Source organism: Gloeomargarita sp. SKYB120 (assembly GCA_025062155.1).
GTDB lineage: Bacteria > Cyanobacteriota > Cyanobacteriia > Gloeomargaritales > Gloeomargaritaceae > Gloeomargarita.
In genome coordinates this window covers 1-22,872 of the sequence record JANXAM010000035.1, presented here as the reverse complement: position 1 = coordinate 22,872, position 22,872 = coordinate 1, and the positions used below count along the sequence as shown (strand labels likewise).

Here is a 22,872-nt window from a genome sequence, read left to right as displayed (position 1 = left end):
ACCGAGAAACCGCCTGCGCGGCCTGCGCAACCGAATTCAAGAGAACCAGCCCGCGTCCAGCGCCCTCAGCCTGGAGATGCGCTCGGAGTAGGCCAGCGTTAGCCAGCAACCAGTCCAACGCCTCCTGGCCCCGCTCCAGTTGGACAAACGCCAGTTCGAGGCCTTGGGCAATCGGGCGATAACCATCGGTTGGGACGCTCACACAGGAACAGGGGATGGTCTGAATGGTCCAACCCGTTTGTTGCAAGGAGACTTGAAATGCCGGCTTGGGGGTCGCAGAGGTAAACAAAAAGCGCCGGGGTCGTTGCTCACCCCGCAGCCGCCGAATCAGAGCCATGCCGTTGAGCACCGCCGCTTCCTGGTGGGGGCCAAACAGATGAAATTCATCAAACACCCACAGGTCGGGAAAGTCCGCCAGTGCAACTGGAAGTAAATCGGCTCCATAGGCGGGGTCGCGATACCGAAAGTGGACCATGTAATGCAACAAATCGGGGTTGGTCAAAAGCAGCGGATAGTTCTGAATGGCCCCCGTCAACACGAGAAATCGACTGCTGTCTTGCTGCTCCACCTGCTGGCTGAGTCGTTCGCCATACAGCGGCAGCACCCGCCGGTCGTAGTCCAGCTCAAACCACTCATGCCAGTGCCGTAAACTCCGCGCTTGGTCTTCAATCAGTTCGTTGGTGGGGTAACAGGACACCAAGCGCCAGCCCGGTTGCACCAGACTCAGGCCACAACCGGCTAGGGTTTTGCCGGCACCCGTTGGGGCGGTGTTAAACAGCACATCGGCATTCCCATCCCGCAGAGCGGCCCAGGTGTCGGCTTGATGCCGCAGCAACGGACAGCTCCCTCCGGCCAGCGAGGCCAACTTTGGCGCTTGCGCCACCACCTGACAACCGTGAGCGCATCCCAAAGGGCAATCCCCAACGCCGGTGTTGAGTTGGACATAAAGGGGTTGGACAAATACGCGCATGGTGCGTTACCTATAGCCTAGCTATAGCTTAGACCCATAGCCGGAAAGTATGTTGTCAAAAAATGACAATAACTACAATTCGCTAAAGTTTATTCTCGAACTCCTGCGGCTACTGGCCGAAAAGCCCCGGCGGCGGCAAGAGCTGGTGGTTGCTCTGGGGGATTTCCTGGCGGGTCATGGCCAATCAACGGGCGACCTGGAGCAAAAAATTGTGCGAGCAATCCGGAAGCTGCGCGATTGCGGGTTCCAGATTCGCAGTGGCCCGCATCGGCCTTACGAGCTGGTAGCTTCAGCGTTTCCGGTGCTGCTGTCGGCAGAGCAGCGGCAGGCTTTGGCGTTGGGGGCTTACCTACTGGAAACCCTAGGGTTTTCTCGGGAGGCGCATCACGTTCTGCAGGTTGGGCGTTTGCGTCCAGAAGACTTTCCCCCAGCTCTGAAGACTGATTTCAGCCCCCCGGTGGACTACAGCGAAGCCCGCTACCAAGCCATCCGGCAGCAATTGGAAGAACGGATCCACCAGCGGCGGCGCTTTGCGATTGCCTATCGCCCGCTCCAGGGGGATGAGCGTCTTTGGGACTGTGATTGTTCGGAGCTACGGCTGCACAATGGAGTTTTGTACTTGTTTACGTGGGTGCCGACGCCACCTATTTTTCTCCAGCGGCGCTTGCCTTCCCCTAGCGTCGAGGAGAACTTCACCTTGCGGGTGGACCGGATTGTTTACGTGGGTCCAGCGTCCGGTACCCCCTGGCAACGGCCCAATTTTCCCACCCTTACCGTACGCTATTGCCTAAAGGGAGAACTGGCCCGCTACCAACCCCGGCGTGCCTATGAGCAAGTGGTTTATCAGGACCCGGACGGTCAATATGTCGAAATCAACGCCACAGTGGATTGCCTGTTTTGGTTTCGCCAACGGTTATTGCAATACGGGGCCAATGCGCAGGTGCTCGAACCGGCCTGGTTGGCCCAAGACTTGCGCCAGGAACTGCAACGGGCTTACCAAAGCTATAGCGATTTGTCGCATTGACCAGGTCGAGGTCTCCTTGCCGCAGAGACGTTTGAGAGCCATAAGGTGTGTGTAAAAGTTCAACGCTGGGGCCATGGTCTAGCCCTGTGGATTCCCGAAGCTGCAGCTGCCTGCAGAGATGCGGGTGGCGGATGGTTCTTTGGTGGTCACACCCTTAGTCCAATCGGATTGGACCTTAGCGGAGCTACTAGCGGGTGTAATCTCTGAAAAATCGGCATGATGAAGTTGATCTGGGTCCGCCTGTCGGTCGGGAAGTCTAGTGACAAGCTATGCACTGGACCGAAGAGATATGGTGTGGATTACGTTCAATCTTCAGGAGGGACGTGAGCAAGCGGGGCAACGGCTAGTACTATAGCTAAAATCACAAAGCTTGACATAAGCTATGGATAGTTTCATTGACCAAAGATTGCAGATTTTCGATTGCACTCACCTTTAACTTACGCACCTTTTGCTTAATCCGATACCACACATGTTCTATCGGATTCAAATCTGGTGGGTAGCGCTACGTAAGTAATGATGCATTATAGTGGTGGATGAAGTTGAATACAATCCCAGTTTTTAGGAAAGGATAGAGTTTTCCTAGTCAAGCGACTCACTTGCTGTCGAAGCGTGTTGTTGAAGCGCTCAACAAAGGATGTCCTACCACCAATTCCTTTGGCACTAGCTGCATGTTGAGTTCTCGGAATCATTCTCCGATAAACTGACCATGAATCAGTATAAAATTTTGCCCGTTTTCGCCAAATAAGCGGCACTCTCTCCCATAACTTTTTTGCCGTCTCTACGCTTCTATAATCATCCGTGTCTTTCTCTCTATAGCTAATGTTTGACATGGGTGACGGCTGAAATCCCTGAGCTGCTAGCCCTAGTTCCTGTCTATCTGAGATAAACTGACTGTTTTTAGCTATAGAACCAGCCAGAGCTGTTGGAGATGCTTTTTCGAGCTGCAAAACGACTATATATCGTCGCATTCCAGCTCTATCTCTTCATCGTCGCCGAGCTGAATATCCATCATTTCTGATGTATTTATACAGCCAAGATTGTGAAATGCCAGTCACCCGTGAGATAGCAGCAATTGAGAGTCGCTCTAGCAACATTTTATCGACCAGTTGCCTTTGGGCTTGAGAAATGTATTTCTTCCTAGCTTCAGGCGTAAATTGCCGATGGCAGTCATAGCAGATATAACGCTGTTTTCCATTGTGGATATGACCGTACTTCACAATATTTTGAGACTGACAACGGGGGCAAGTAATTGTACTCATGGTTTCACCTAAATCCAACTACACCTATTTTAACCATTACAGGAATAAGACTACCGCCCCAGCTACCAAGGTCTCGATAGCCGCCTTGGTCGCCCAGTCTTAAACGCTTAATCTCTCGTTAATCTGTGCCGCCCAAACGGATGTTTATAATGGGGGCGTCGGGGCACAGAAGGAATCCACTACCATGACAGCGCGGAATCCCTTACCTTTGGCGGCGGGGAGCGGTTCGTTAAGCCTGGCGTCCACAGTCACTTTGAGCTTGTTGGCCGGGATGGTCTTGGTTCTGAGCCTGGCGGTTGTGCTCATCGTGGACAGCAGCCATCCGGAGCTGGGGTTACTGGCATCAATTGTTATCACGGTTTTGGTGAATGGACTGGTGTTCTTGCTGGCGCCTTTTTCGATGGACTGGATGCAGCAGGGCCTGTACAAAACCCGCTGGGTGTCGCTGGTGGAAATTGAACGCAAAAGCCGTACGACGGCGCGTATGATTCGGCAAGTCTGCGCTGAACGAGGTTTACGGATACCCAAATTGGGACTGATTCCCGACCAAAACCCAACGGCATTTACCTATGGCTCGTTTCCCAATACGGCGCGCATTGTGGTGAGCGAAGGGTTGTTTACCTATCTAAACGATGAGGAAGCAGCGGCGGTCTATGCCCACGAATTGGGCCATGTGGTGCATTGGGATTTTGCCGTCATGACGCTGGCCTATACCCTGGTGCAAATTTGCTATCTGATCTATGTCTTCCTGCGGGAGAGTGGCCGCAGGGACAACGATAAACCGGCCTGGGTGGCGCAAGCAGCGATAGTAGCCTATGTGTTCTACGTCATTGGGACATATCTTGTGTTGTACTTGTCGCGGGTGCGGGAGTATTTTGCCGACCACTTTGCTGCGGAAGTGACCCGCAATCCGAACGCGCTGTCGCAAGCCCTGGTGAAAATTGCTTATGGGATTGTGGACCAAAGCCAAAAATCAGAACAACCGAGCCGAGTCCTGGAAGGCACACGAGCGCTGGGAATTTTTGACCCGAAGGCAGCTTTCACGACCGGTACCCTTTACGCCACGGCAGGCACGGCAGCGGTCAACCAGGTGTTTTTGTGGGATTTGTTTAACCCCTGGGCCAAGTGGCTGGAGTTGAACTCGACCCATCCGTTAACGGGGAAACGGGTGCGGGCCTTGTGGCGCTATGCGGAAGCCCTGGGGCAACGACCAGCATTTGACATGGTGAGCATTATCCAAGAAGGACGGTCGCTGGATAAGGGCCGGTTGTACGGGGGATTTGTCCTGGATGTGTTCTTGTACGCTTTGCCAGCGCTGGCAACCGGATTGGGGCTCGTGGCTGGCGTAGTCATGGGTCTCTCAGTGGGATTGGACCCGTTTGGGGTGGCTGTATGGACCGCTGGCTGGGTGCTGGTGGCCTATGGCCTGAGTGTGTTGATCCAAACGGGCGTGAGGTATCCGGCGTTTCACCGGGCGCCAGCAATGGATGTGCTCACTTTGATGTCAGACCCCTACGCCAGCCCGCTGCGGGGGAAACCGGCGCGGTTACAAGGGCAAATCATCGGGCGCGGTGACAGCGGTTACATCTGGGGGTCGGATATGCAGCTCCAAGACCGCACGGGTCTTATCTTTCTCCGCTACGCCTCACGGTTTGGAGCAGTGGGGAACTGGCTATTCGGAGCGAACCAAGTCAAGGGCATCATTGGCCAAAGCGGCGAAGTGCTGGGTTGGTTTCGCCGGGGGTTGATGTCGCACCTGGATTTAATTCACCTGCGGTTGCCCAACCGGACCGTGCATAGCTACCCGCGATTTGGAGCGGTGGTCAGCGGCATGTTCTGGGCGCTGTTAGGCATCTTGCTCCTGGCGTTGGCCCATGGGATGATGGACGCTTTGTAACAAACCGTTACCGGGTTCTCAGGTGAGTGACACGGCTCGGTAAGATCGCAGGGGAATAGCAAACGTGTGATAGGAGCCGTGTCATGACAGTCAAGGCCAGTGGCGGGAGTCCTGTGGTGCAACCCCAGCTTTTCCGCACGGTGGGGGTGGAAACGATTGCCCAAGCCGAACAAGAGGACCGTTTCCTGAGTCCGACGGAACTCCAAGAACTGGAAACCTACTTCGCGTCTGGGCAACAACGGCTGGATGTCGCAGCGGTGCTGACGGCAAATTCGGAAATCATTGTCTCGCGGGCAGCTAACCGGATTTTTGTGGGGGGCTCGCCAATGGCCTACCTGGAAAAACCGGCAGCACCCGCAGATGAAATGGATATGAAAGAAGCGATGAAGCTGGGCACGGCCTTTTATGTAGAAAGTCAAGGGGGATTTTTTGAAGGGATTCGCAATATCTTTAGCGCTACTGGAACCGAAATTCCACCGGGCTTTCAACCCATCAATATCTCCCGCTACGGCGCCGATAACATGCGGAAATCGCTGCGGGATTTGAGCTGGTTTTTGCGCTATATCACCTATGCCCTGGTGGCAGGCGACCCCAACATCTTGACGGTGAATGTGCGAGGCTTGCGAGAGATTATTGAACGGGCCTGTTCGACGGCGGCTACGGTGGTCGCGCTCCGGGAAATGAAACGGGCGGCGGTGGGCTATTTCCCCAAGAATCCCGAGATTCAAACGCTGGTGGGAAGTTACTTTGATGTGGTGATTCAGGAATTTATCGCGCCAGCTCCGTCGAACAAGTTGCGGCAACGCACATCCCCCGATTTGCAAGGGTTGGAATTACCCCAGGTGTACTACCTGGCGACGGCGGGACGACCCCGTTATGCCATGAAGCCAGGCTTGTCGGAAGCGGAAAAACAAGCGGTCATCCGGGCGGCCTACCGGCAGGTGTTTGAGCGGGATATTGTCAAGGGCTACAGCTTGGGGATTTCTGACCTGGAATCGAAGGTGAAAAACGGGGAAATCTCCATGAAGGAATTCATCCGTCGCCTGGGGAAATCACCGCTGTATTACAAGGAGTTTGTGCAACCGTTTGTCAATAGCCGGGTGGTAGAGCTGGCGTTCCGGCATTTCTTGGGGCGGGGGATTAGTTCGCGGGAAGAATTTAGCCGTTACTTCAGCATCATCTCGGAAAAGGGCATTAACGGCCTGGTGGACGCCCTGGTGGATTCGCGGGAGTACGGGGATTACTTTGGTGAAGAGACGGTGCCTTACCTGCGGGGCCTGGGCATCGAAGCGCAGGAGTGCCGCAACTGGGGCGCGCAAATCGACCTGTTTAACTACAGCGCGCCGTTCCGCAAAGTGCCCCAGTTTGTGACCCTGTTTGCGAGCTATGACCGGCCTTTACCCGACCGCCATCCCTATGGCGTGGGCAACGACCCGCTGGAGATCCAATTTGGCGCCATCTTCCCCAAAGACACGGTGAATCCCAAGGCGGCGCCGGCTCCCATCGGCAAGGATGTACGGCGGATTTTGATTCGCAACGGGCCGGGGATCACCAACCAGGTGGGGAATCCGGAGGCGCGACCGGAGACCAACGGCGCGTCTGGTCCCAAGATTTTCAAGCTGACGCAAACACCCCGCGTGGGCAACCGGGCCTCAGGCACCCAATCCAGCGTGCGCTTTAGCGAAGTGTCCACCCAGGCGGTGATCCGGGCGGCCTACTTGCAGGTGTTTGGCCGGATGGTCTACGAGGGGCAACGACAAAAGCTGGCGGAAATCAAGCTGGAAAACGGGGAAATTTCGGTGCGGGAGTTTATCCGCCAGTTGGCCCGCTCAGATGTGTTCCGGGATATGTACTGGAGCCGGTTGTACGTGTGCAAAGCCATTGAGTATATCCACCGGCGGTTGCTGGGGCGGCCTACCTACGGACGGCAAGAGCTGAACCGCTACTACGACATCTGCTACAAGCAGGGGTTTTATGGGTTGATTGACGCCCTGATCGACAGCCCCGAGTACAACGAGGTGTTTGGGGAGGACACGGTGCCCTACGAGCGGTATCTAACGCCTCAGGGATTTGCACTGCGGTCGTTACGGCCAGGGGCGATTGGCGAACGCGGTGTGACGGTGATGCCGGAGGAAACGCCGCGCTTTGTGGAACTAGGGACGCCGACCAACCTGCGCACAGAACCGGATATCGCCTTCCGCATCAACCAGGGGGTAAGCAAGAAACGGGAGCAAACCAAGGTGTTCAAGCTCACCAGCCTGGCGGACAAGGTGCAGGTAGAGCAGGTGATCCGAGCAGCCTACCGGCAGATTTTCGAGCGGGACATCGAACCCTACGTGGTGGGCAACGAGTTCAGCGGCCTCGAAAGCCGGTTGGCCAACGGGGAAATCACGGTGCGCGAGTTCATCATCGGGTTGGGGCAGTCGGAGTTGTACATGCGGGAGTTCTACACGCCCTACCCCAATACCAAGGTGATCGAACTGGGCACCAAGCATTTCCTGGGCCGGGCGCCCCGCGACCAGCAGGAGATTCGCCGCTATAACCAAATCCTGGCGACCCAAGGACTCAAGGCGTTTATCGAGGCGCTGGTGGGGAGTACCGAATACGCCGAAGTGTTTGGGGAAGATACGGTGCCCTACCGGCGGTTCCCCACGCTGCCAGCGGCCAATTTCCCCAACACGGAAAAGCTGTACAATCGCTTGACCAAGCAGGACGATTCCCTGGTGGTGCCGAGCTTCAAACCAGGGGCGGGCTTCTAAGGTGCTCGCTCCCCAAATCTGGGTTTTGTTTGTGGGCCGCTTCCTGTCGCAATGGGGGAGCGGTTTCACGCTGTTTTATGCGCCGATTGTCTTTGTCAACCGGGTGGGCTTGAGCGCGACCGAGGTGGGCTTGGGTTTGGGCGCGACGGCGCTGAGTGGAATCGCAGGACGCCTTGCCGGCGGTTGGGGCAGTGATACCCTGGGGCGCAAACCTGTGTTGGTGGCGGCGGCTATTATCTCGGCGGTGGGGTGTGCCGTGCTGGCGGCAGCCAGTGACTTTGGCTGGTTTACGGTGGGGAATTTGATTCTGGGGCTGGGGGTGGGGTTGTACTGGCCGGCCAATGAAGCTGCGGTTGCCGATTTGACCACGCCGGAACAGCGACAGAGTGCCTATGCGCTGACCCGTTTGGCCGATGCCGTCGGACTGGGACTAGGCGTGGCGCTAGGCGGGTTCCTGGTGGAAGCGTTCTACCGCTGGTTGTTTGTGATTGATGGGGCGACGTTTGCCCTGTTTGGGATAATCATTGGCTGGGGATTTCACGAGCCGCCGCGCAAGACAATGGCTTCGCTGGGGCGCTTGGGAGCTATCTTGCGGCAGGACCGCGCGCTGCAATTCTATGCCTTGATCAACGTGACGTTTACGTTTTTCCTGGCCCAAACCAACAGTGCCTTGCCCCTGTATCTCAAGAATTTCGCCGGGGAACAGCGCTTATCCAACCTGGAAATCGCCACTTTTTTCACGGCGTTTGTGCTAGTGACGGCAGCGGTGCAAATGCCGGTGGTGCGTTTATCTCGACCGCTCGGCTTGGTCGGCACGCTCCGGTTATCGGCGCTGTTGTGGGCGGCGGGATTCGCGGTGATTGGGTGGCACGGGTCAGCAGCCTGGGGACTCGTCCTGCTGGCGGTCGCAACGGCGGCTTATTTGCCGACGGCTTCCACCTGGGTAGCGGCATGGGCGCCCTTGGCGTTTCGAGGCACTTATCTGGCGGTGAATTCCCTGTGCTGGTCGGTGGGGTATTTGCTAGGGCCGCCGGTGGGAGGCTGGTTTTTGGATTTGCCGCCGGCTTGGGTCGATAGCCTGTGGTGGCTGCTAGCAGGGATGGCAACGCTGCTGGCGCTTGGGCTTTCGCGTTTGCCCGAACCAGCCCAGTTATAATACAGACAACGAGTGGGCACAACAGCCATGACCGGGAAAATGCAGCGGGTGCTGGTCATTGACGACAGCATTATGATTCGCAAGATGGTGGTGGACCTGTTGCAAGACCAGTACCAGGTGATTGAGGCTCGCAACGGGCGGGAAGGGTTACGTTTGGCTAAGGAATTGCGACCGGATGTCATCCTACTGGATTTTGTCATGCCGGAGTTGGATGGCTACGCCACGTTGCAGCTTCTGCGCAGTGACGAGGCGTTGCGACACATTCCCGTGATCATGATGTCGGGGTTGCCCGACGAGGTGGCCAGCAAAATCCCCCAGCCGTTTGAAGGGTTTGAATTTTTGGAAAAACCGTTCCAACCCGAGGACCTGCGGCGACAGATTAAAAAGGCTCTGACGGGTGAAATGCCGGTGCGCCAGCCGCTAACGGGAGCCACGGAACTGCAAACCCTGACCAACAAGCTGATCAATATCGAAACCCTGTTGATCCAGGGGATTGAAGGATTGGTGCAACGAGAGATTGTGTCCCGCCTGACGGAATTGGATGCCCAAGGGGAGTCCCAGGAAAACCGCCTGGCTAATTTAGAAACCCGGATGGAACGGTTGCAATCCCAGTTAGACCAGCAAACTAAAGTTTTATTGCGCCTGGTGGAGGAAATGCAGCAATTGCGCGGGCTAATGCAGAGGGGCACTTATGTCCGCACCTGAACACGTCCGGGCGCTGCTCCAGGACGCGGATTGGGGACGGCGGTTGCAAGGCGTAGAACAATGCCGACATCTGCCACCAACGGTAGCGATGACTCTCCTTAAAGAAGCAATAACAGACCGCAATGCCCGAGTGCGTTATGCCGCGGTGAGTCAGTTGGGTAACATGAGCGGTCTGTCGCTGGAACAAAAGCAGGAGTTGTTGCCGCTGTTGCGAGAGCGCCTGTACGGGGACACGGAACCGGATGTGCAGGCAGCAGCAGCCGATGCCCTGGCGGGGTTGGGACTCCCGGAAGCCTATGAGGATTTGGAGCGGGCTTATCGCGAAAGTCCGGAGTGGCTGGTGAAATTCAGCGTCGTCGCTGGGTTGGGCGTTTTGGGTGATGCGCGGGCTTACCCGCTCCTTCTCGAGGCGTTGGCTTCGGAGAACGCGTTACTCCAGTTGGCGGCGATTGGGGCGCTGGCGGATTTGGGGGATACGCGCGCAGTGCCGGAGTTGGGCGCTTTGGTGCATCACGCTGACTGGCAAGTGCGCTTGCGGGTAGCTCAGGCGTTGCACCGGCTGGATGGCCCTGAGGCTGAACCTTTCCTGGCAACCCTGGCCCAGGATGCGGTGGCGGTCGTGGCCGCAGCGGCGCGGGGCGACTGAAGGGGCTTTGCGCACACTGAGCTGATGGTGTACCTTAGGTAGCAGTGCGGGGGAGAACTTGAACCCTTTTTGCAGCTTGCGTGACGCCCATGCCGTCTTCGCCTGACAGTCTTGCTTCGACCGGTCTAGCCCTCTTGGAGATCACAACCCCCCAGGGAACGCGCAAGGTGCCGCTGGTGGCAGAGCGCATCCTACTGGGACGGCATCCCGCCTGCGACATTGTCATTGAGGAGTCCGTGGTTTCGGGTCGGCACGCGCGTCTGGAGCGCCAGCCCGATGGCAACTACGAAATTATTGACCTAGACAGCAGCAACGGCTTGTTCCACAACGGGCAACGGGTGCAGCGCCATCACCTGCGCTCTGGGGATGTCCTGACCATCGGCAATCGGGTGACCTTGACCTACCAGGTGTTGACCTCTGACCAACCGGCCACCTGGCAAAACCCAGGCGATGACCCCCACCAAACGGTGGTGATGACCGAGCCGCCCTTGACGCCGACGGACAATCAACCTGCCATTTTAGACCTGCGAGGGCGACAGGTACTGACCATTGGCCGCGACCCCAGCAACAACCTGGTGATCCATCACCCCACCGTTTCCCGTTTTCACGCCCGTGTCGAGCGCCATGACGGTTCGTTCGTGCTGACCGACCTGGGGTCCACCAACGGCACCTACGTCAACGGCAAACCTATCACCCAGCCCTTTGTCCTGCGCACCGGCGACACCATTCGCATCGGCTCCCACGTGCTGGTGCTCAACATTGACGAAACCTTGGTGCAGACCAATGAGGTGGGCAACCTGCGGCTCGATGCCGTGAACCTCACCAAGGTCGTCAAATCAGGGGCCAGGATTCTCGACCGGGTGTCGCTGTCTATCAAGCCCCGCGAGTTTGTGGCGATTTTGGGGCCATCGGGGTCGGGTAAATCCACGCTGCTGGATGCCCTCAACGGCCTACGCCCAGCGACCGGGGGGATGGTGCTGGTCAACGGGGTGGACTTGTACCGCCACTTCGACGCCTACCATAACGAAATCGGCTACGTGCCCCAGAAAAACATCATCCACGAAGAACTAACGGTGGCCCAGTCGTTGGATTTTGCCGCCCAGTTGCGGATGCCAGCCGATACCACCCCAGCGGAGCGCCAGCAGCGGATCAACGAAGTCTTGGCGGAATTGGGCCTGACCCAGCGGCGGGACGTACCCGTGAAAAACCTCAGCGGCGGGCAACAGCGGCGGGTGTGCATCGGCGTGGAACTGCTCACCAAACCCAGCCTGTTTTTCCTGGACGAGGCCACGTCAGGATTAGACCCTGGCACAGAAACAGACCTGATGGAGTTGCTGCGCCAGTTGGCCGACCAGGGGCGGACGATTCTGCTGATTACCCACGCCACCCAAAACGTGAGCCTGTGCGACCTGGTGGTCTACATGGCCGAAGGGGGGCGGCTGGCCTACTTTGGACCGCCAGGGGAACTGGTGCCCTATTTCCTGGAACACTTTGCCGAGGCGCTGGCCCCCTTTCAGATTCGGGACATTACCGGGATTTACCGGGCGTTGGACCCGGAGAAAAACCCCAAGGCGCCAACGGCGGTGCAATTGCAGGAGACCTATTTAGCCTCAGCGCAGTACCGCAAGTACGTCCTGGAACGGCAGCAGTCGCTCCAGACGTTGACCCAGCCCGTCACCAATGGAGGCGTACGTCTCCAGGCGCCTAAACCGCCCCACGTCAGCACGCGGGTTTCTCCCTGGCAACAGTTTTGGATCTTGCTGCGCCGCAATATCGCCCTGTTGCAACAGGATGTGGGGAGCTTTGCCCTGATTCTGCTCACTCCCATCCTGCTAGGCCTGTTGGACTTTGTCGCCTGGAAGCCGGATGTGTTCCAAACCGACACGGGCAATGCTGCCCAGGCCATGACCATGCTGTTTGTCAGCGCCCTGATTGCCGTGCTGCTCGGGGAACTGACGACCATGCGGGAGCTGGTCAAGGAGGTGGAAGTCTACCGGCGCGAGCGGATGGTGGGCCTGAAGCTGTTGCCCTACCTAGCGTCCAAGGTGGTCCTAGCGTTGCTCTTCGCCGCTTATCAGGGGGCGATGTTTTTGCTGGTGAAAAAGCTGGCGGTTAACATTCCTGGCGGTTGGGACGTGGTGGGGCAAATGTATCTCACCCTGGCACTGGCGACCTTTGGCGGCATGGTGATGGGGCTGCTGGTGTCGGCCCTGGCCCCCAACCAAAACATGGCGCCGCTGCTGAGTATCCTGTTTTTGGTGCCCATGATTATCTTCAGCGGGGGCATCCAGCCGGTGAGTACGATGGATGGTGCGGCCCGTTTCCTATCCCACCTTTCTGTGATTCGCTGGCCCTACGAGGCGCTAGTGAGCTTGTCGGGTATGGGGCGCGACCTGATGCAGGACCCTTGCTGGCAGACCGATAAGAAATTAACCGATGCAGAGCTGAGTCAGTGCGCCTGCAAAGGGCCCAACGTCTTCCGCCAGTGTGACTTTCCCGGGATCCGCAAGTATTACAACGTGGCGGTGGACCAGCCGGAGCCGGTTCAGCCCCAGAAACCCGCAGACCTCGGCGAGATCCCCGAAACTCCAGGAGCGTTGGCCGAGTTTCGTGACAGGTTACAGGAGTATCAGGATAAGATGAAGGCTTACGAAAAGGCCATGACGGCCTGGCAAGACGAGTACAAAGTTTGGCAAGAGGCCCGCAGTCGGGCCATTAACGAAGCTGAGGGGGTGCTGAGTACCTTTAGGAAAGACCACGGGCCGCTCTTTAACGCCGATGTGGCAAAAAGCTGGCGGAATTTGGGCCTGCTCATTGGCGCCATGCTTGTAGCCCTGCCCTTGCTGCAACGGCGGCGGGATGGGGTGTGAAATTACTGCTTGTACTTGACGGAGCAACCGTAGGGCTGGGTTGTAGGAATGGCGACTTTTTGTCCCGCCATCAGTTGTTGCATAGCAGCCCGGACGTAGTTGTTGGCGGTGGTGGGGTCCTGATTGAGAGCCGGTGCGTCATCAATTGCCCCCATGTACTGCAAAATACCCGCCTTGTCAATCACAAACATGTGGGGGGTCGTGCGGGCGCCGTAGAGCCGACCAATGGTGCCATCCGGATCGAGTAAAACTGCCGTGGGGCTTGCCTTTTGCTCTTTGACGATAGCGTTGGCCTGCTCCGCCGTCACAAACCCCTGTTGTCCCGGTGCGGACGACACGATGGAAAGCCAGACCACCCCTTTGGCTTTGGCCTCCTGCTGGAGCTTCTGCATGTTGCCCGACTTGTAGTGCTTGACCACGAACGGGCATTCGTGGTTGGTCCACTCCAGCACCACTATCCTGCCGCGGTAGTCGCTAAGGCGCACCGTCTTACCAGTACTGGTTCTAGCGGTAAAATCGGGAGCCGGTTGACCCACCCGTACCGCCGCCTGGGTGCTGACCGCCACAGTCGTGACCATGACTCCGGTGACAACAAGGGCCGCTGGTAACCTCCAAGGCATGGTTAACCTCCTATCTGCGACGACAACAAGGCTTTGACTTGCGCTGCATTCAGGCGACTGGGCCACACCACCGGCGCCTGGTTTTTCCCCGGATACAGGACGTACAGGGGCACTCCGCTGCGGCCAAACTGCTGCAGGAGCTGGGTGATTTCGGGATTCCGCCGCGTCCAGTCCGCCTTGAGCATCCGAACGCCCCGCTGGCGAAACGCCTGCTGCACCTCCGGTTGACCGAACACCAACCGCTCGTTGACCTGGCAACTGACGCACCAGGCCGCCGTGCAGTTCACAAACACCGGTTGTCCCTGGCGACGCAATTCCTCCAGACGAGCGGGCGTAAAGGGTTCCCAAAGCGGTTCTGAAGGGGCTACCGTTTGGGTTGGCGTCGCAACGGGTGTGGCACTGGGCAACCAACCCGGCAAGGTCAAACAGAAAGCAACAAGCACCAGCGCACCAAACCTTCCCCAGCGATGCCAGCGGGTCTGCGATTGCCCCCGACCGTAGAACCAGGCGGCAAGGCCAAGGAGCAGCAGACCCGTTAACCCCACCGCCAGGCCATCCGTCCCCGTTTGCAGCGTCAAAACCCACAGCAGCCAAGCTGCCGCTGCGTATAAAGGAAACGCCAGCAGTTGTTGCAGCGTGTGCATCCAGTTACCTGGGCGGGGCAACCACCGTCGCCAGGCTGGGACGAAACACAACAGCACGTAGGGCAGGGCAAATCCGGCGCCCAAACCAGTGAACACGCTTAGGGCCGCCACGGGCGGTAGGGTCAAGGCTGTGCCAATTGCTGTTGCCATAAACGGAGCCGTACAGGGCGTCGCCGCCACCGCCGCCAGCAGGCCGCTAAAAAACTCGCCTACGTATCCCGGTTTTTCCGTCAACGACTGACCGACCCCCACCCAGCGCGAGCCGACCGTAAACACGCCCGAGAGATTCAGCGCCACCCCAAACAGGACGTACATCAACACCAGCACCATCGCCGGCGACTGCAACTGAAAGCCCCAGCCCAGTTGTTCCCCCAGCGCCCGCAGGACCAGCAATCCGCCCGCCAGCAGCCAAAAACTCACCAGCACGCCCGCGCCGTACACCAGTCCACTCGCGCGCACTTGACTTGGCGATTGCCGCACCTTTTCCACCAGGTGCAGCGTCTTGAGGGAGAGGATGGGCAACACGCAGGGCATGACATTCAACAGGAGACCGCCCCAAAACGCCAGGCCCACCAGGTGCCACCAGTGGACAGCCCGGCTCTCTGGCCTAGCCATCGGCGTGGCCTGGATTTGATAGGCCCGCGTGCCCCGGGAGGTGGTCACCACCAGCACGCCATCTACCGTGCTGACCGTATCCAGGTAGCCCCGTTGTAAAACCAGTTCACTTTGCCGCGCCGACGCATGTAGGGTCTGGGGCGCTGCATTGGTGATCACCCCATCCGTCAGGGGGAAAAAGACTGCTTGTTGCACCCGTCCTTCGGGCCAGCTCAGGGTGAGGGTCTCGGACGTCAGGGTATAACCTACTGGCCAAGGCGCTGGTTGGGGGTGGGTTTGCCGCACCTGGGCAAAGTGGGTCATCACTTCAGGGTTGGTCACTGCCTGCGGACCCACCGGAAGCGACAGAGATAAGGTCGTGGCCTCGGGCACACAGTCGGTTTTGCAAACCAGCCAACTGGCCTCAGCCCGTAAATCCAGCGTCCGACCGGTGGGGAGCGTCGCCGGCGGCCTGACTTGAGCCAGTAACGTCACTGTGTTCCTATAGCCGAAATTCACCAGCGGACCCGCCGGAATCCGTTGCGGGTAGGGCCATAGCCATTCTCCAACCGTCACGCCCGGCGGCAGTTGCCAATCCACCCGCACTCGGTCGCCCGAATCCCCCGGATTTTGCCAATAGACGTACCAACCTGGTGTGACGTCAAGCTGCAACCCCACCCAAAATGGTCGGCCTGGTTGCACTACCTGCACGTCGCTGAGCAGACGGGCTTGCACATAGCGGGGTGGTTTTGCCCATGCCGGTAAGGTCAGCGCCAGCCAACTCCACAGCAGCAGCGCCGTCCACGCCAGCCAGTTCCATCCTTGCCTGCCCATACTCAAGCTGTGCGACACACCCCCATTCTACCTACGCACGCCGAGCCGCCAAGGTTCAACTCTGTCTCCCTAGAATGGGAATCGTCATCCTGAAGCACCGCCATGATCTGGGCACAGCGGTTTGGCAGCACGTTGCTGTTGTGGGGACAGGTGATTGTGCATCTGGTGCGGGGGCGTCTTCACCGGCGGAACTTGGTGGCGCAGTTGAACGTGGTCGGGCCAGAGTCTTTGCTGGTGGTGGTGCTCACAGGGTTGTTTGTGGGCATGGTGTTTACAATCCAGGTGGCGCGGGAATTTATCCGGTTTGGTTCGGGGGATTTAGTTGGGGGCGTGTTAGCCCTGGCCTTGGTGCGGGAACTGGCTCCGGTGCTAACCGCCGTGATTGTCACAGGGCGCGTCGGGTCGGCCTTTGCCGCCGAGTTGGGCACGATGCGGGTTACCGAGCAGATTGACGCTCTGTACATGCTGAAAACCGACCCGGTGGACTACCTGGTAGTACCCCGAGTGCTGGCTTGCGTCCTGATGGTGCCCTTGTTGACGGTGGTGGGGTTTGTGGTCGGCATCGCTGGCGGGTTGTTGATCGGCCACTGGATGTACGACTTAAGCATCCGCCAATTCTTGGATTCGGTGGAACAGTTCATGGAAGCGCAAGACTTGGTGAAAGCCTTAATCAAAGCTGCCGTTTTTGGGATGTTGGTGGCGACAATTGGTTGTGGTTGGGGGTTGACGACAACCGGTGGCGCAAAAGGCGTGGGTCAATCCACTACGGCGTCGGTCGTTACAGGATTGCTGGCAATTTTTATCTCGGACTTTTTCCTGTCCTGGTTAATGTTTCGCGGTCTGGGAACCGTGAGTCTCTAATCTCAAGAATCTCAAGCAGAACCCTTGATGCTGGTTGCTCTGGAAGTGACCCCCGCCTCAAAACTCATGCATTTGCTGAAGGACAGGCACTGGTATAGCGCCACTGTCAGCCGCTCTAGTATTGGGCCTGGTTTTGGACTCTATAGCTGAGCCGCTTCAGTTTGTCAGGGCAATGCTATAGCCAAGCCATCTATGGTTGTCAGCCCTTGAGTCCCAGAGCACGGCCCCGCCTTTGGGTTTTCTCTCCTCTTTCTAACAAACTAAAGCAGCTTAGCTATAGAAAAACCTAGGGCGGGGTTACGCCCTGCAACCCCAAGATATGACAAGCAGAGATCGCTTAGCTATAGCACGGCGCTCTCCCGCGATGTTTTTTTCCAGGGGTTACAAGCGTTACCGACCGGTTGTTGGCGGTGGAAATGGGCGTTCAGCTGATTTGGGTGATTCATCCAACTCAACGCGATGTCCTGCTCTATCGCTGTGCCCACGAACCCGACCCCTTGCTCAAATCAACAGACCTGCTTGACGGTGATTCACTTTGCTGGTTGCTGAGTTGTTTCAACCCTTGTCGTTCTATTGCTAGGTTACTGATGCTCGTCACTCCTTAAGTTTTTCCTGAAGACGAAAGTGGTTTGCTAGTATTCCAGGCAACCGCAATCGCTCTGACCATCCTAACCTGCTTACCAGCAGCCCTGCACCAGCCTTCGTCGGTAACCAGAGCAGTTTAATGTAGTTCCCTGCACCGGAAAGGCCTTGAACGACTGCTACAATAACCCCAAATGGGAGAGAACAACCGATGGTGACGCCCGAGTTACTCCAGATTGCCCAGCAGGCCCGCCAGGCAGCGCAGCGGTTGGCGACCTTGGATACGGCGGCTAAAAATCAGGCTTTAGCGGCGGTCATTCAATCCCTGGAGGCCCACCAAGCCGCCATCCTCCAGGCCAACCAGGCGGATATGGAGCGCTCCCAACAAGCAGGGTTGCCGGCGGCTCTGCTCCAGCGGCTGAAACTGTCTGCTGACAAGTTGGCCAGCAATATCAAGGGTGTGCAGGATGTGATGCACCTGCCAGACCCCGTCGGTCAACGGCAATTGCACCGGGAGTTGGATGAAGGGTTGATTCTGGAACGGGTGACGTGCCCGCTGGGTGTGCTGGGTGTGGTGTTTGAAGCGCGGCCTGAAGCAGTGATCCAGATTTCGGCGCTGGCCCTCAAGTCGGGAAATGCGGTGATTCTCAAGGGCGGGCAAGAAGCGACTGAATCTTGTCAGGTATTGGTGCAGGCGATTCAGGAGGGGTTACAACAAACTCAGGTGCCCCCCACGGCGGTTCAACTGCTCACCACACGCGCTGAAATTCAACAACTTCTCGAACTCGATGAATACGTCAACCTACTGATCCCGCGCGGGTCGAACGCCTTTGTGCGCTACATCCAGGAGCACTCCCGGATTCCTGTGCTGGGCCATGCGGAGGGGATTTGCCACTTGTACGTGGACCGGCAGGTGGATATTCCCCAGGCAATCGCGCTGGCGGTGGACAGCAAAACCCAATATCCCGCTGCCTGCAACGCGATTGAAACCCTGCTGGTGCATCGGGACATTGCGCCGGCGTTTTTACCTCCCTGCGCCGAAGCGTTGACGGCCAAGGGCGTGAAACTGCGAGGAGATGCCGCTACGCAACAGATCATCCCGGTTGCCCCCGCGACGGAAGAGGACTGGCGCACCGAGTACCTGGATTTGATCCTGGCGATTCGGGTGGTGGATTCGCTGGAGGAGGCGATTGCCCATATCAATACCTACGGGTCAGGGCACACGGAGGCGATTGCCACGACCGACCCGCAAGCGGCGGCCCAATTTATGGCCCAGGTGGATGCGGCAGGCGTCTATCACAACTGCTCAACCCGGTTTGCCGATGGATTTCGCTACGGGTTTGGGGCGGAAGTCGGCATTAGCACCCAGCGGTTGCCGCCTCGGGGACCTGTGGGTTTAGAGGGGCTGGTGACCTACAAGTACCGGCTCTGGGGTCAGGGACACGTGGTAGCCACCTACAGCGGCCCCCAGGCGAAATCCTTTACTCACCGAGATTTGCCCCTTTAGCCTGTGAACAGCTAGGTTGCCTCCTGTAACGCCCGTTTCAACTGACCGGCATCGGCATAGCGTTGGGATGGGCGCTTGGCAAGACAGGTCATGATGACCTGGGCCAAACGGGGAGGAATCTGTTGGCCGAAGGGCTGCTCGGTAATGGGAATCGGTGCCATTTGCACATGACATCGCAACCACTGCTGGCGCGGCGCGTTCTCTGGTAGTCCAAAGGGGTTGGTAGCGGTGAGCATTTCGTAGGCGATAAGTCCCAGGCTGTAGACATCGGCCCGTTGGTCGGCCAGGCGGGCCCGCCCGTCGCACTGTTCCGGCGAGGCGTAGCGATAGGTCCCGAGAAAGCTGCCCACTGCTGTCAACTGGGTGACCTGGAATTCGCTTTCTTCGATGACGCGGGCGATGCCAAAGTCGAGAATTTTCACCAGTTCTTCCCCCAACGCACCCTGGATCAGGTAAATGTTGTCGGGTTTCAAATCCCGGTGGACGATGTTTTGACTATGGGCCGCTGCTAGACCGGTACACACCTGCAGCAGGATATACAAGGTGCGCTCCACTGACAGGGGGGCCTCCTGGCGAATCAGAGCGCCCAGACTTTGCCCCTGGAGATACTCCATCACGTAGAAGGGCACCTGGTCCTGCACAAAACCGCTGTCGGTGACCTGGACGATGTGGATGTTGCTGATGCGAGCTGTTATCCGAATTTCCCGCTGGAACCGCCGGGTGATGTAGGCGCTAGCGGTGGTTTCGGTTGGTAGGCGCGTCAGGATTTTGACGGCCACCGGTTTATGCAAGTGCTGGTCTTCCGCCAAAAACACATCCCCCATGCCGCCGCCCCCCAGGTGCCGCTGCAAAAGATAGCGCCCGGCGATTTGTACCCCTTCCCAGGCTTGACCCGTCGGTAGGAAGGGTTGGGTGGAATCATCGCTTTTAGGCGAGGGAGCAGCGAGTTTGGGAGACGGCCTGCCAAACTTAGTCAGCGCAAACCCCCATATTCCCACCCAGACCAACAGCGGCCCGGCCAGAGGTATCCAGGTGTTGGGGCTGACAGCCCAAGCTAAAAGTATCAGCCCCGCGCCGCTACACCCCAACCACCAGCGCCGGTGACCCCAGCCGACAGCCCCGACTGCCGCAATGCCCCACAGCACAATCCACAAGGATTCCCAGGGTTCCGGCCAGAATTGCACCGCCGGTTGACCGGTGGCGGCCTGGTCGAGTAATTGGGCCACCGCCTGGGCGTGAAACACAATTGGCGGCTGTTTTTGGTCATCCGGGCGGCGGGGAAACCGTTGGCCATCCGCGCGGGAATCGGCGCCAATCAGCACCAGCCGTCCCTGCACTTGAGCGGGGGTCAAGTCGTGCAACGCTTGCCAGAGCGTCCAACGCTCCCCCACCTCCTGACGATAGGCCAAGGGGAGTTGCCACCCTGGCCCTGATTTCCACTGGTACGGTCCGCTGTTAGGCGACCAACGCGGCCATTTCCCCTGCCCCAGCACCAGGGTTTGGCCATCCAGTCGCACGGTCGTCCCCTGGAGATGGAGAGAATGGATGACCACCAGCAGTCCTAGAGAATGGGTGGGTTGGCAGGCCGCTCCATCCTTCGGGAAGCCGTCCCCCAAGGGGTAACGCCGCACTCGCAGGTCCGGACCATCCACCAGCAGCGTAGCGTTCGAGACCTGAGGCACACCGATACGAGCTACCGGCAACGGGAAAACCCCCTGGGAGGGCCAAGCCGCCGGGCACCCCACCACCACTGGCAGATGAGCTGCCTGTAGCCGCTGCAATTGGGACTGCCATTGCGCAGCCGTTAACCCAGGTTCGGGCGCCCATTCCAGCGCCACGACCCGTGGCCGCATCTCCGCCAGCCGAAACAGCAGTTTTTGCCAAATGTCAATGCCAACCTGGTCCCGCCCCAGCCGCAGCAAGTCCTCATCGGTGACGGTAATGACCAGCAACCGTTCATCAGCGGTGCCACCTCCTCGTTGCCGCAACCAGAGGTCGTAGCTAGCCAAGTCTAGAGATTGCAACCCGCCTAGCGCCCGCACCAGCAAGACCAGCACCGTCCAGAGACTGCCCGCCAATGCCGCTTGTCGCCAGCGTTGTGTTGCTGTGTTCATCCCCTAGACGCGCGACCCTACAGCCGCCGCCAGCGCCGATAACCTAGCCAGCCTAGCAATCCGACACCTACCAGACCGTACACCATGCCCAGCGGCGCCACCCAGCCCAGCATCCCATCCGGGAGCCAGCCTAGCCCTTGGAGCAGCGCCAAAACAATAGTCACAGCCGGAATCAACGTGAAACCCAACGGCCACAAAGCCAGGGGCCACTCAAACTCCTGACCCGCCAGCCCTTGCTCCGCACCTATAGCCCCCAGCAGGCCCACCAGCATCAGTAGGCCCAGTAACCAAACCTTGCGGGTGCGCAGGATGTATTTCCAAAGCGTCACTGTGGGCTTCCCCTTATCACACCCTAGTGTAACGGTTCTGGCGCAACGCCGGTAGCAGGGTTTGGAAGTGGGCCACCACTTGTTCAATCTCAGCTTTGGTTGTCCAGCGTCCCAGCCCAAACCGCACCGAGCTGGCCGCCTGTGCCGGTGACCGTCCTAGCGCCAGCAACACATGGGAAGGCCGCCCCGTACTGCACGCTGAACCCGCCGACACAGCCACGACCGGTTGCAAGCGCTTGTGCAATTCCGCCCCGTTGACGCCCAGAAATGTCACGTTCAGGTTCCCAGCCAAGCGCGGCGACCAGGCTCCGTTCAATGCCACATCCCCCAGCGCCTCCAGTTCCCGCCACAGGTACGTGCGCAGGTCCAACAGGCGAGCCTGTTCCATCTCCCGTTCCGCCAGGGCAATTTGCACCGCCGCCCCTAGCCCCACAATCAAGGGCACCGCCAGCGTTCCTGACCGGAAATCCTGTTCCTGCCCACCGCCATGCAGTTGCGGCACTAGCTGCACCCGTGGGTTGTCCCGCCGGATGTAGAGCGCCCCCACGCCCTTGGGTCCGCCGATTTTGTGGGCCGTCAGGGAGAGCAAGTCAACGTGTAGAGCCTGCACATCCAACGGAATTTTGCCGATGGCCTGGGCCGCATCTGTGTGAAATAGAATGCCCCGCTCGCGACACAAACGCCCAATCGCCGCTAGGGGTTGCAACACGCCGATTTCATTATTCGCGGCCATCACTGATACCAAAATGGTCTCCGGTGTTAAGGACTTTTCCAACTGTTCCAAATCAATGAGCCCATCGGGTTGCACCGGCAATTCTGTTACCCGAAATCCTAAGGTTGCCAGGTAACGGCAGGGGTCGAGCACCGCCCGGTGTTCTGTCTGCACTGTCACGATATGGCGCCCTCGGCTGTAGTAGGCCGCCGCTACTCCTTTGATGGCTAAATTATTGGCTTCGGTGGCCCCGCTGGTGAACACAATGCTGTCGGGGGTGGTGTTAAGGGCGGCTGCCACTTGTTCGCGGGCCATTTCCACGGCTGCTTGGGCTTCCCACCCGTAGGGATGTGCACTGGCCGGATTGCCAAACCGCAACTGCCAGTAGGGCTGCATCGCCTGCCAGACCCGCTCATCCAACGGCGTCGTGGCGTGGTAGTCGAGATAAATGGGCCGCATGGCTTTAGTCTAACAACCCGGTCGGTCTGGGCGCAGACTTTGGTATGATGAGGGACTCAAAGACTTAGGCAAGCGCCAGAGGTGACGCATGGCTCGGCTGTACTACGATGCAGACGCAGACTTAGGGGTCTTACAGGGCAAACCTATCAGCATTATCGGGTACGGGTCGCAAGGACACGCCCATGCGTTAAATCTGCGCGACAGTGGCCTGGATGTGACGGTAGGGCTGTATCCCGGCAGCAAATCAGCAGCCAAGGCCCAGGCGGAAGGATTGCGGGTGTTGCCCGTGGCAGAGGCGGCAGCCCAAGCGGAACTGGTGATGATCCTGCT

Annotated in this window: 16 protein-coding genes; 10 read left to right on the top strand and 6 right to left on the bottom strand. The window is 58.5% G+C overall.

The features are described from left to right. The coding region (gene cas3, locus NZ705_10750) for a type I-D CRISPR-associated helicase Cas3' (protein MCS7293426.1) at positions 1 to 970 on the bottom strand (970 nt) is incomplete at its 3' end. 49 nt (positions 971 to 1,019) lie between these two features. Between cas3 and NZ705_10745 the strand changes: the two genes are divergently transcribed. From NZ705_10745 to NZ705_10715, 7 genes are all read left to right on the top strand, one after another. After that, complete coding sequence (locus NZ705_10745; protein ID MCS7293425.1) at positions 1,020 to 1,994, top strand: WYL domain-containing protein; 975 nt, start codon at positions 1,020 to 1,022, stop codon at positions 1,992 to 1,994. Between the two features lie 1,443 nt (positions 1,995 to 3,437). Beyond that, positions 3,438 to 5,150 carry a M48 family metalloprotease gene (locus tag NZ705_10740; GenBank protein ID MCS7293424.1) on the top strand — a complete coding sequence of 571 codons (1,713 nt, stop codon included), beginning with the start codon at positions 3,438 to 3,440 and terminating at the stop codon, positions 5,148 to 5,150. A gap of 83 nt (positions 5,151 to 5,233) precedes the next feature. Next, a complete protein-coding gene (locus NZ705_10735; protein ID MCS7293423.1) occupies positions 5,234 to 7,909 on the top strand; it encodes a phycobilisome rod-core linker polypeptide in 2,676 nt (891 codons plus the stop codon). A 31-nt stretch (positions 7,910 to 7,940) separates the two neighbouring features. Next, entirely contained in the window at positions 7,941 to 9,065 is a 1,125-nt protein-coding gene (locus tag NZ705_10730; protein ID MCS7293422.1) for an MFS transporter, read from the top strand. A 27-nt stretch (positions 9,066 to 9,092) separates the two neighbouring features. Next, the gene (locus NZ705_10725) at positions 9,093 to 9,770 is read left to right on the top strand and encodes a response regulator (protein ID MCS7293421.1); all 678 of its coding nucleotides are present in this window, start codon (positions 9,093 to 9,095) and stop codon (positions 9,768 to 9,770) included. Further along, positions 9,757 to 10,416: a HEAT repeat domain-containing protein gene (locus NZ705_10720; GenBank protein ID MCS7293420.1), complete on the top strand. Its 660-nt coding sequence runs from the start codon at positions 9,757 to 9,759 to the stop codon at positions 10,414 to 10,416. Before NZ705_10725 ends, NZ705_10720 begins: the two co-directional genes overlap by 14 nt. 134 nt (positions 10,417 to 10,550) lie before the next feature. Beyond that, positions 10,551 to 13,286: an FHA domain-containing protein gene (locus tag NZ705_10715; protein ID MCS7293419.1), complete on the top strand. Its 2,736-nt coding sequence runs from the start codon at positions 10,551 to 10,553 to the stop codon at positions 13,284 to 13,286. Positions 13,287 to 13,288: 2 nt separating this feature from the next. On the opposite strand, the gene NZ705_10710 is transcribed toward NZ705_10715, so the two are convergent. Together NZ705_10710 and NZ705_10705 are read right to left on the bottom strand one after the other, a co-directional pair. Then, a complete protein-coding gene (locus NZ705_10710; protein MCS7293418.1) occupies positions 13,289 to 13,864 on the bottom strand; it encodes a thioredoxin family protein in 576 nt (191 codons plus the stop codon). Between the two features lie 44 nt (positions 13,865 to 13,908). Continuing rightward, on the bottom strand, positions 13,909 to 15,978 hold the full coding sequence (locus NZ705_10705; GenBank protein ID MCS7293417.1) for a protein-disulfide reductase DsbD family protein: 2,070 nt from the start codon (positions 15,976 to 15,978) through the stop codon (positions 13,909 to 13,911). 102 nt (positions 15,979 to 16,080) lie between these two features. Here NZ705_10705 and NZ705_10700 point away from each other — a divergent pair, with 102 nt between their 5' ends. Both NZ705_10700 and NZ705_10695 read left to right on the top strand, forming a co-directional pair. Continuing rightward, the gene (locus NZ705_10700; protein ID MCS7293416.1) at positions 16,081 to 16,839 is read left to right on the top strand and encodes an MlaE family lipid ABC transporter permease subunit; all 759 of its coding nucleotides are present in this window, start codon (positions 16,081 to 16,083) and stop codon (positions 16,837 to 16,839) included. Positions 16,840 to 17,632: 793 nt separating this feature from the next. Next, positions 17,633 to 18,928 carry a glutamate-5-semialdehyde dehydrogenase gene (locus tag NZ705_10695; protein ID MCS7293415.1) on the top strand — a complete coding sequence of 432 codons (1,296 nt, stop codon included), beginning with the start codon at positions 17,633 to 17,635 and terminating at the stop codon, positions 18,926 to 18,928. An 11-nt stretch (positions 18,929 to 18,939) separates the two neighbouring features. Here NZ705_10695 and NZ705_10690 read toward each other — a convergent pair whose 3' ends face one another. From NZ705_10690 to NZ705_10680, 3 genes are read right to left on the bottom strand one after another with little or no spacing between them, the layout of a single operon-like run. Further along, positions 18,940 to 21,042 (bottom strand): protein kinase, encoded by a 2,103-nt coding sequence (locus tag NZ705_10690; protein MCS7293414.1) that lies wholly within the window; start codon positions 21,040 to 21,042, stop codon positions 18,940 to 18,942. Positions 21,043 to 21,059: 17 nt separating this feature from the next. After that, on the bottom strand, positions 21,060 to 21,371 hold the full coding sequence (locus NZ705_10685; GenBank protein MCS7293413.1) for a hypothetical protein: 312 nt from the start codon (positions 21,369 to 21,371) through the stop codon (positions 21,060 to 21,062). A gap of 16 nt (positions 21,372 to 21,387) precedes the next feature. Then, entirely contained in the window at positions 21,388 to 22,542 is a 1,155-nt protein-coding gene (locus NZ705_10680) for a cysteine desulfurase (protein MCS7293412.1), read from the bottom strand. Between the two features lie 88 nt (positions 22,543 to 22,630). Here NZ705_10680 and NZ705_10675 point away from each other — a divergent pair. Beyond that, positions 22,631 to 22,872, top strand: a 242-nt coding sequence (locus NZ705_10675) for an NAD(P)-binding domain-containing protein (protein ID MCS7293411.1), incomplete at its 3' end; no start/stop codon positions are given.

Bases quoted from the DNA above. Each gene is read 5' to 3' on its own strand.
- NZ705_10745 (MCS7293425.1), top strand. From the start codon at position 1,020: ATGTTGTCAAAAAATGACAATAACTACAATTCGCTAAAGTTTATTCTC.
- NZ705_10740 (MCS7293424.1), top strand. From the start codon at position 3,438: ATGACAGCGCGGAATCCCTTACCTTTGGCGGCGGGGAGCGGTTCGTTA.
- NZ705_10735 (MCS7293423.1), top strand. From the start codon at position 5,234: ATGACAGTCAAGGCCAGTGGCGGGAGTCCTGTGGTGCAACCCCAGCTT.
- NZ705_10725 (MCS7293421.1), top strand. From the start codon at position 9,093: ATGACCGGGAAAATGCAGCGGGTGCTGGTCATTGACGACAGCATTATG.
- NZ705_10720 (MCS7293420.1), top strand. From the start codon at position 9,757: ATGTCCGCACCTGAACACGTCCGGGCGCTGCTCCAGGACGCGGATTGG.
- NZ705_10710 (MCS7293418.1), bottom strand. From the start codon at position 13,864: ATGGTCACGACTGTGGCGGTCAGCACCCAGGCGGCGGTACGGGTGGGT.
- NZ705_10705 (MCS7293417.1), bottom strand. From the start codon at position 15,978: ATGGGCAGGCAAGGATGGAACTGGCTGGCGTGGACGGCGCTGCTGCTG.
- NZ705_10700 (MCS7293416.1), top strand. From the start codon at position 16,081: ATGATCTGGGCACAGCGGTTTGGCAGCACGTTGCTGTTGTGGGGACAG.
- NZ705_10695 (MCS7293415.1), top strand. From the start codon at position 17,633: ATGGTGACGCCCGAGTTACTCCAGATTGCCCAGCAGGCCCGCCAGGCA.
- NZ705_10690 (MCS7293414.1), bottom strand. From the start codon at position 21,042: ATGAACACAGCAACACAACGCTGGCGACAAGCGGCATTGGCGGGCAGT.
- NZ705_10680 (MCS7293412.1), bottom strand. From the start codon at position 22,542: ATGCGGCCCATTTATCTCGACTACCACGCCACGACGCCGTTGGATGAG.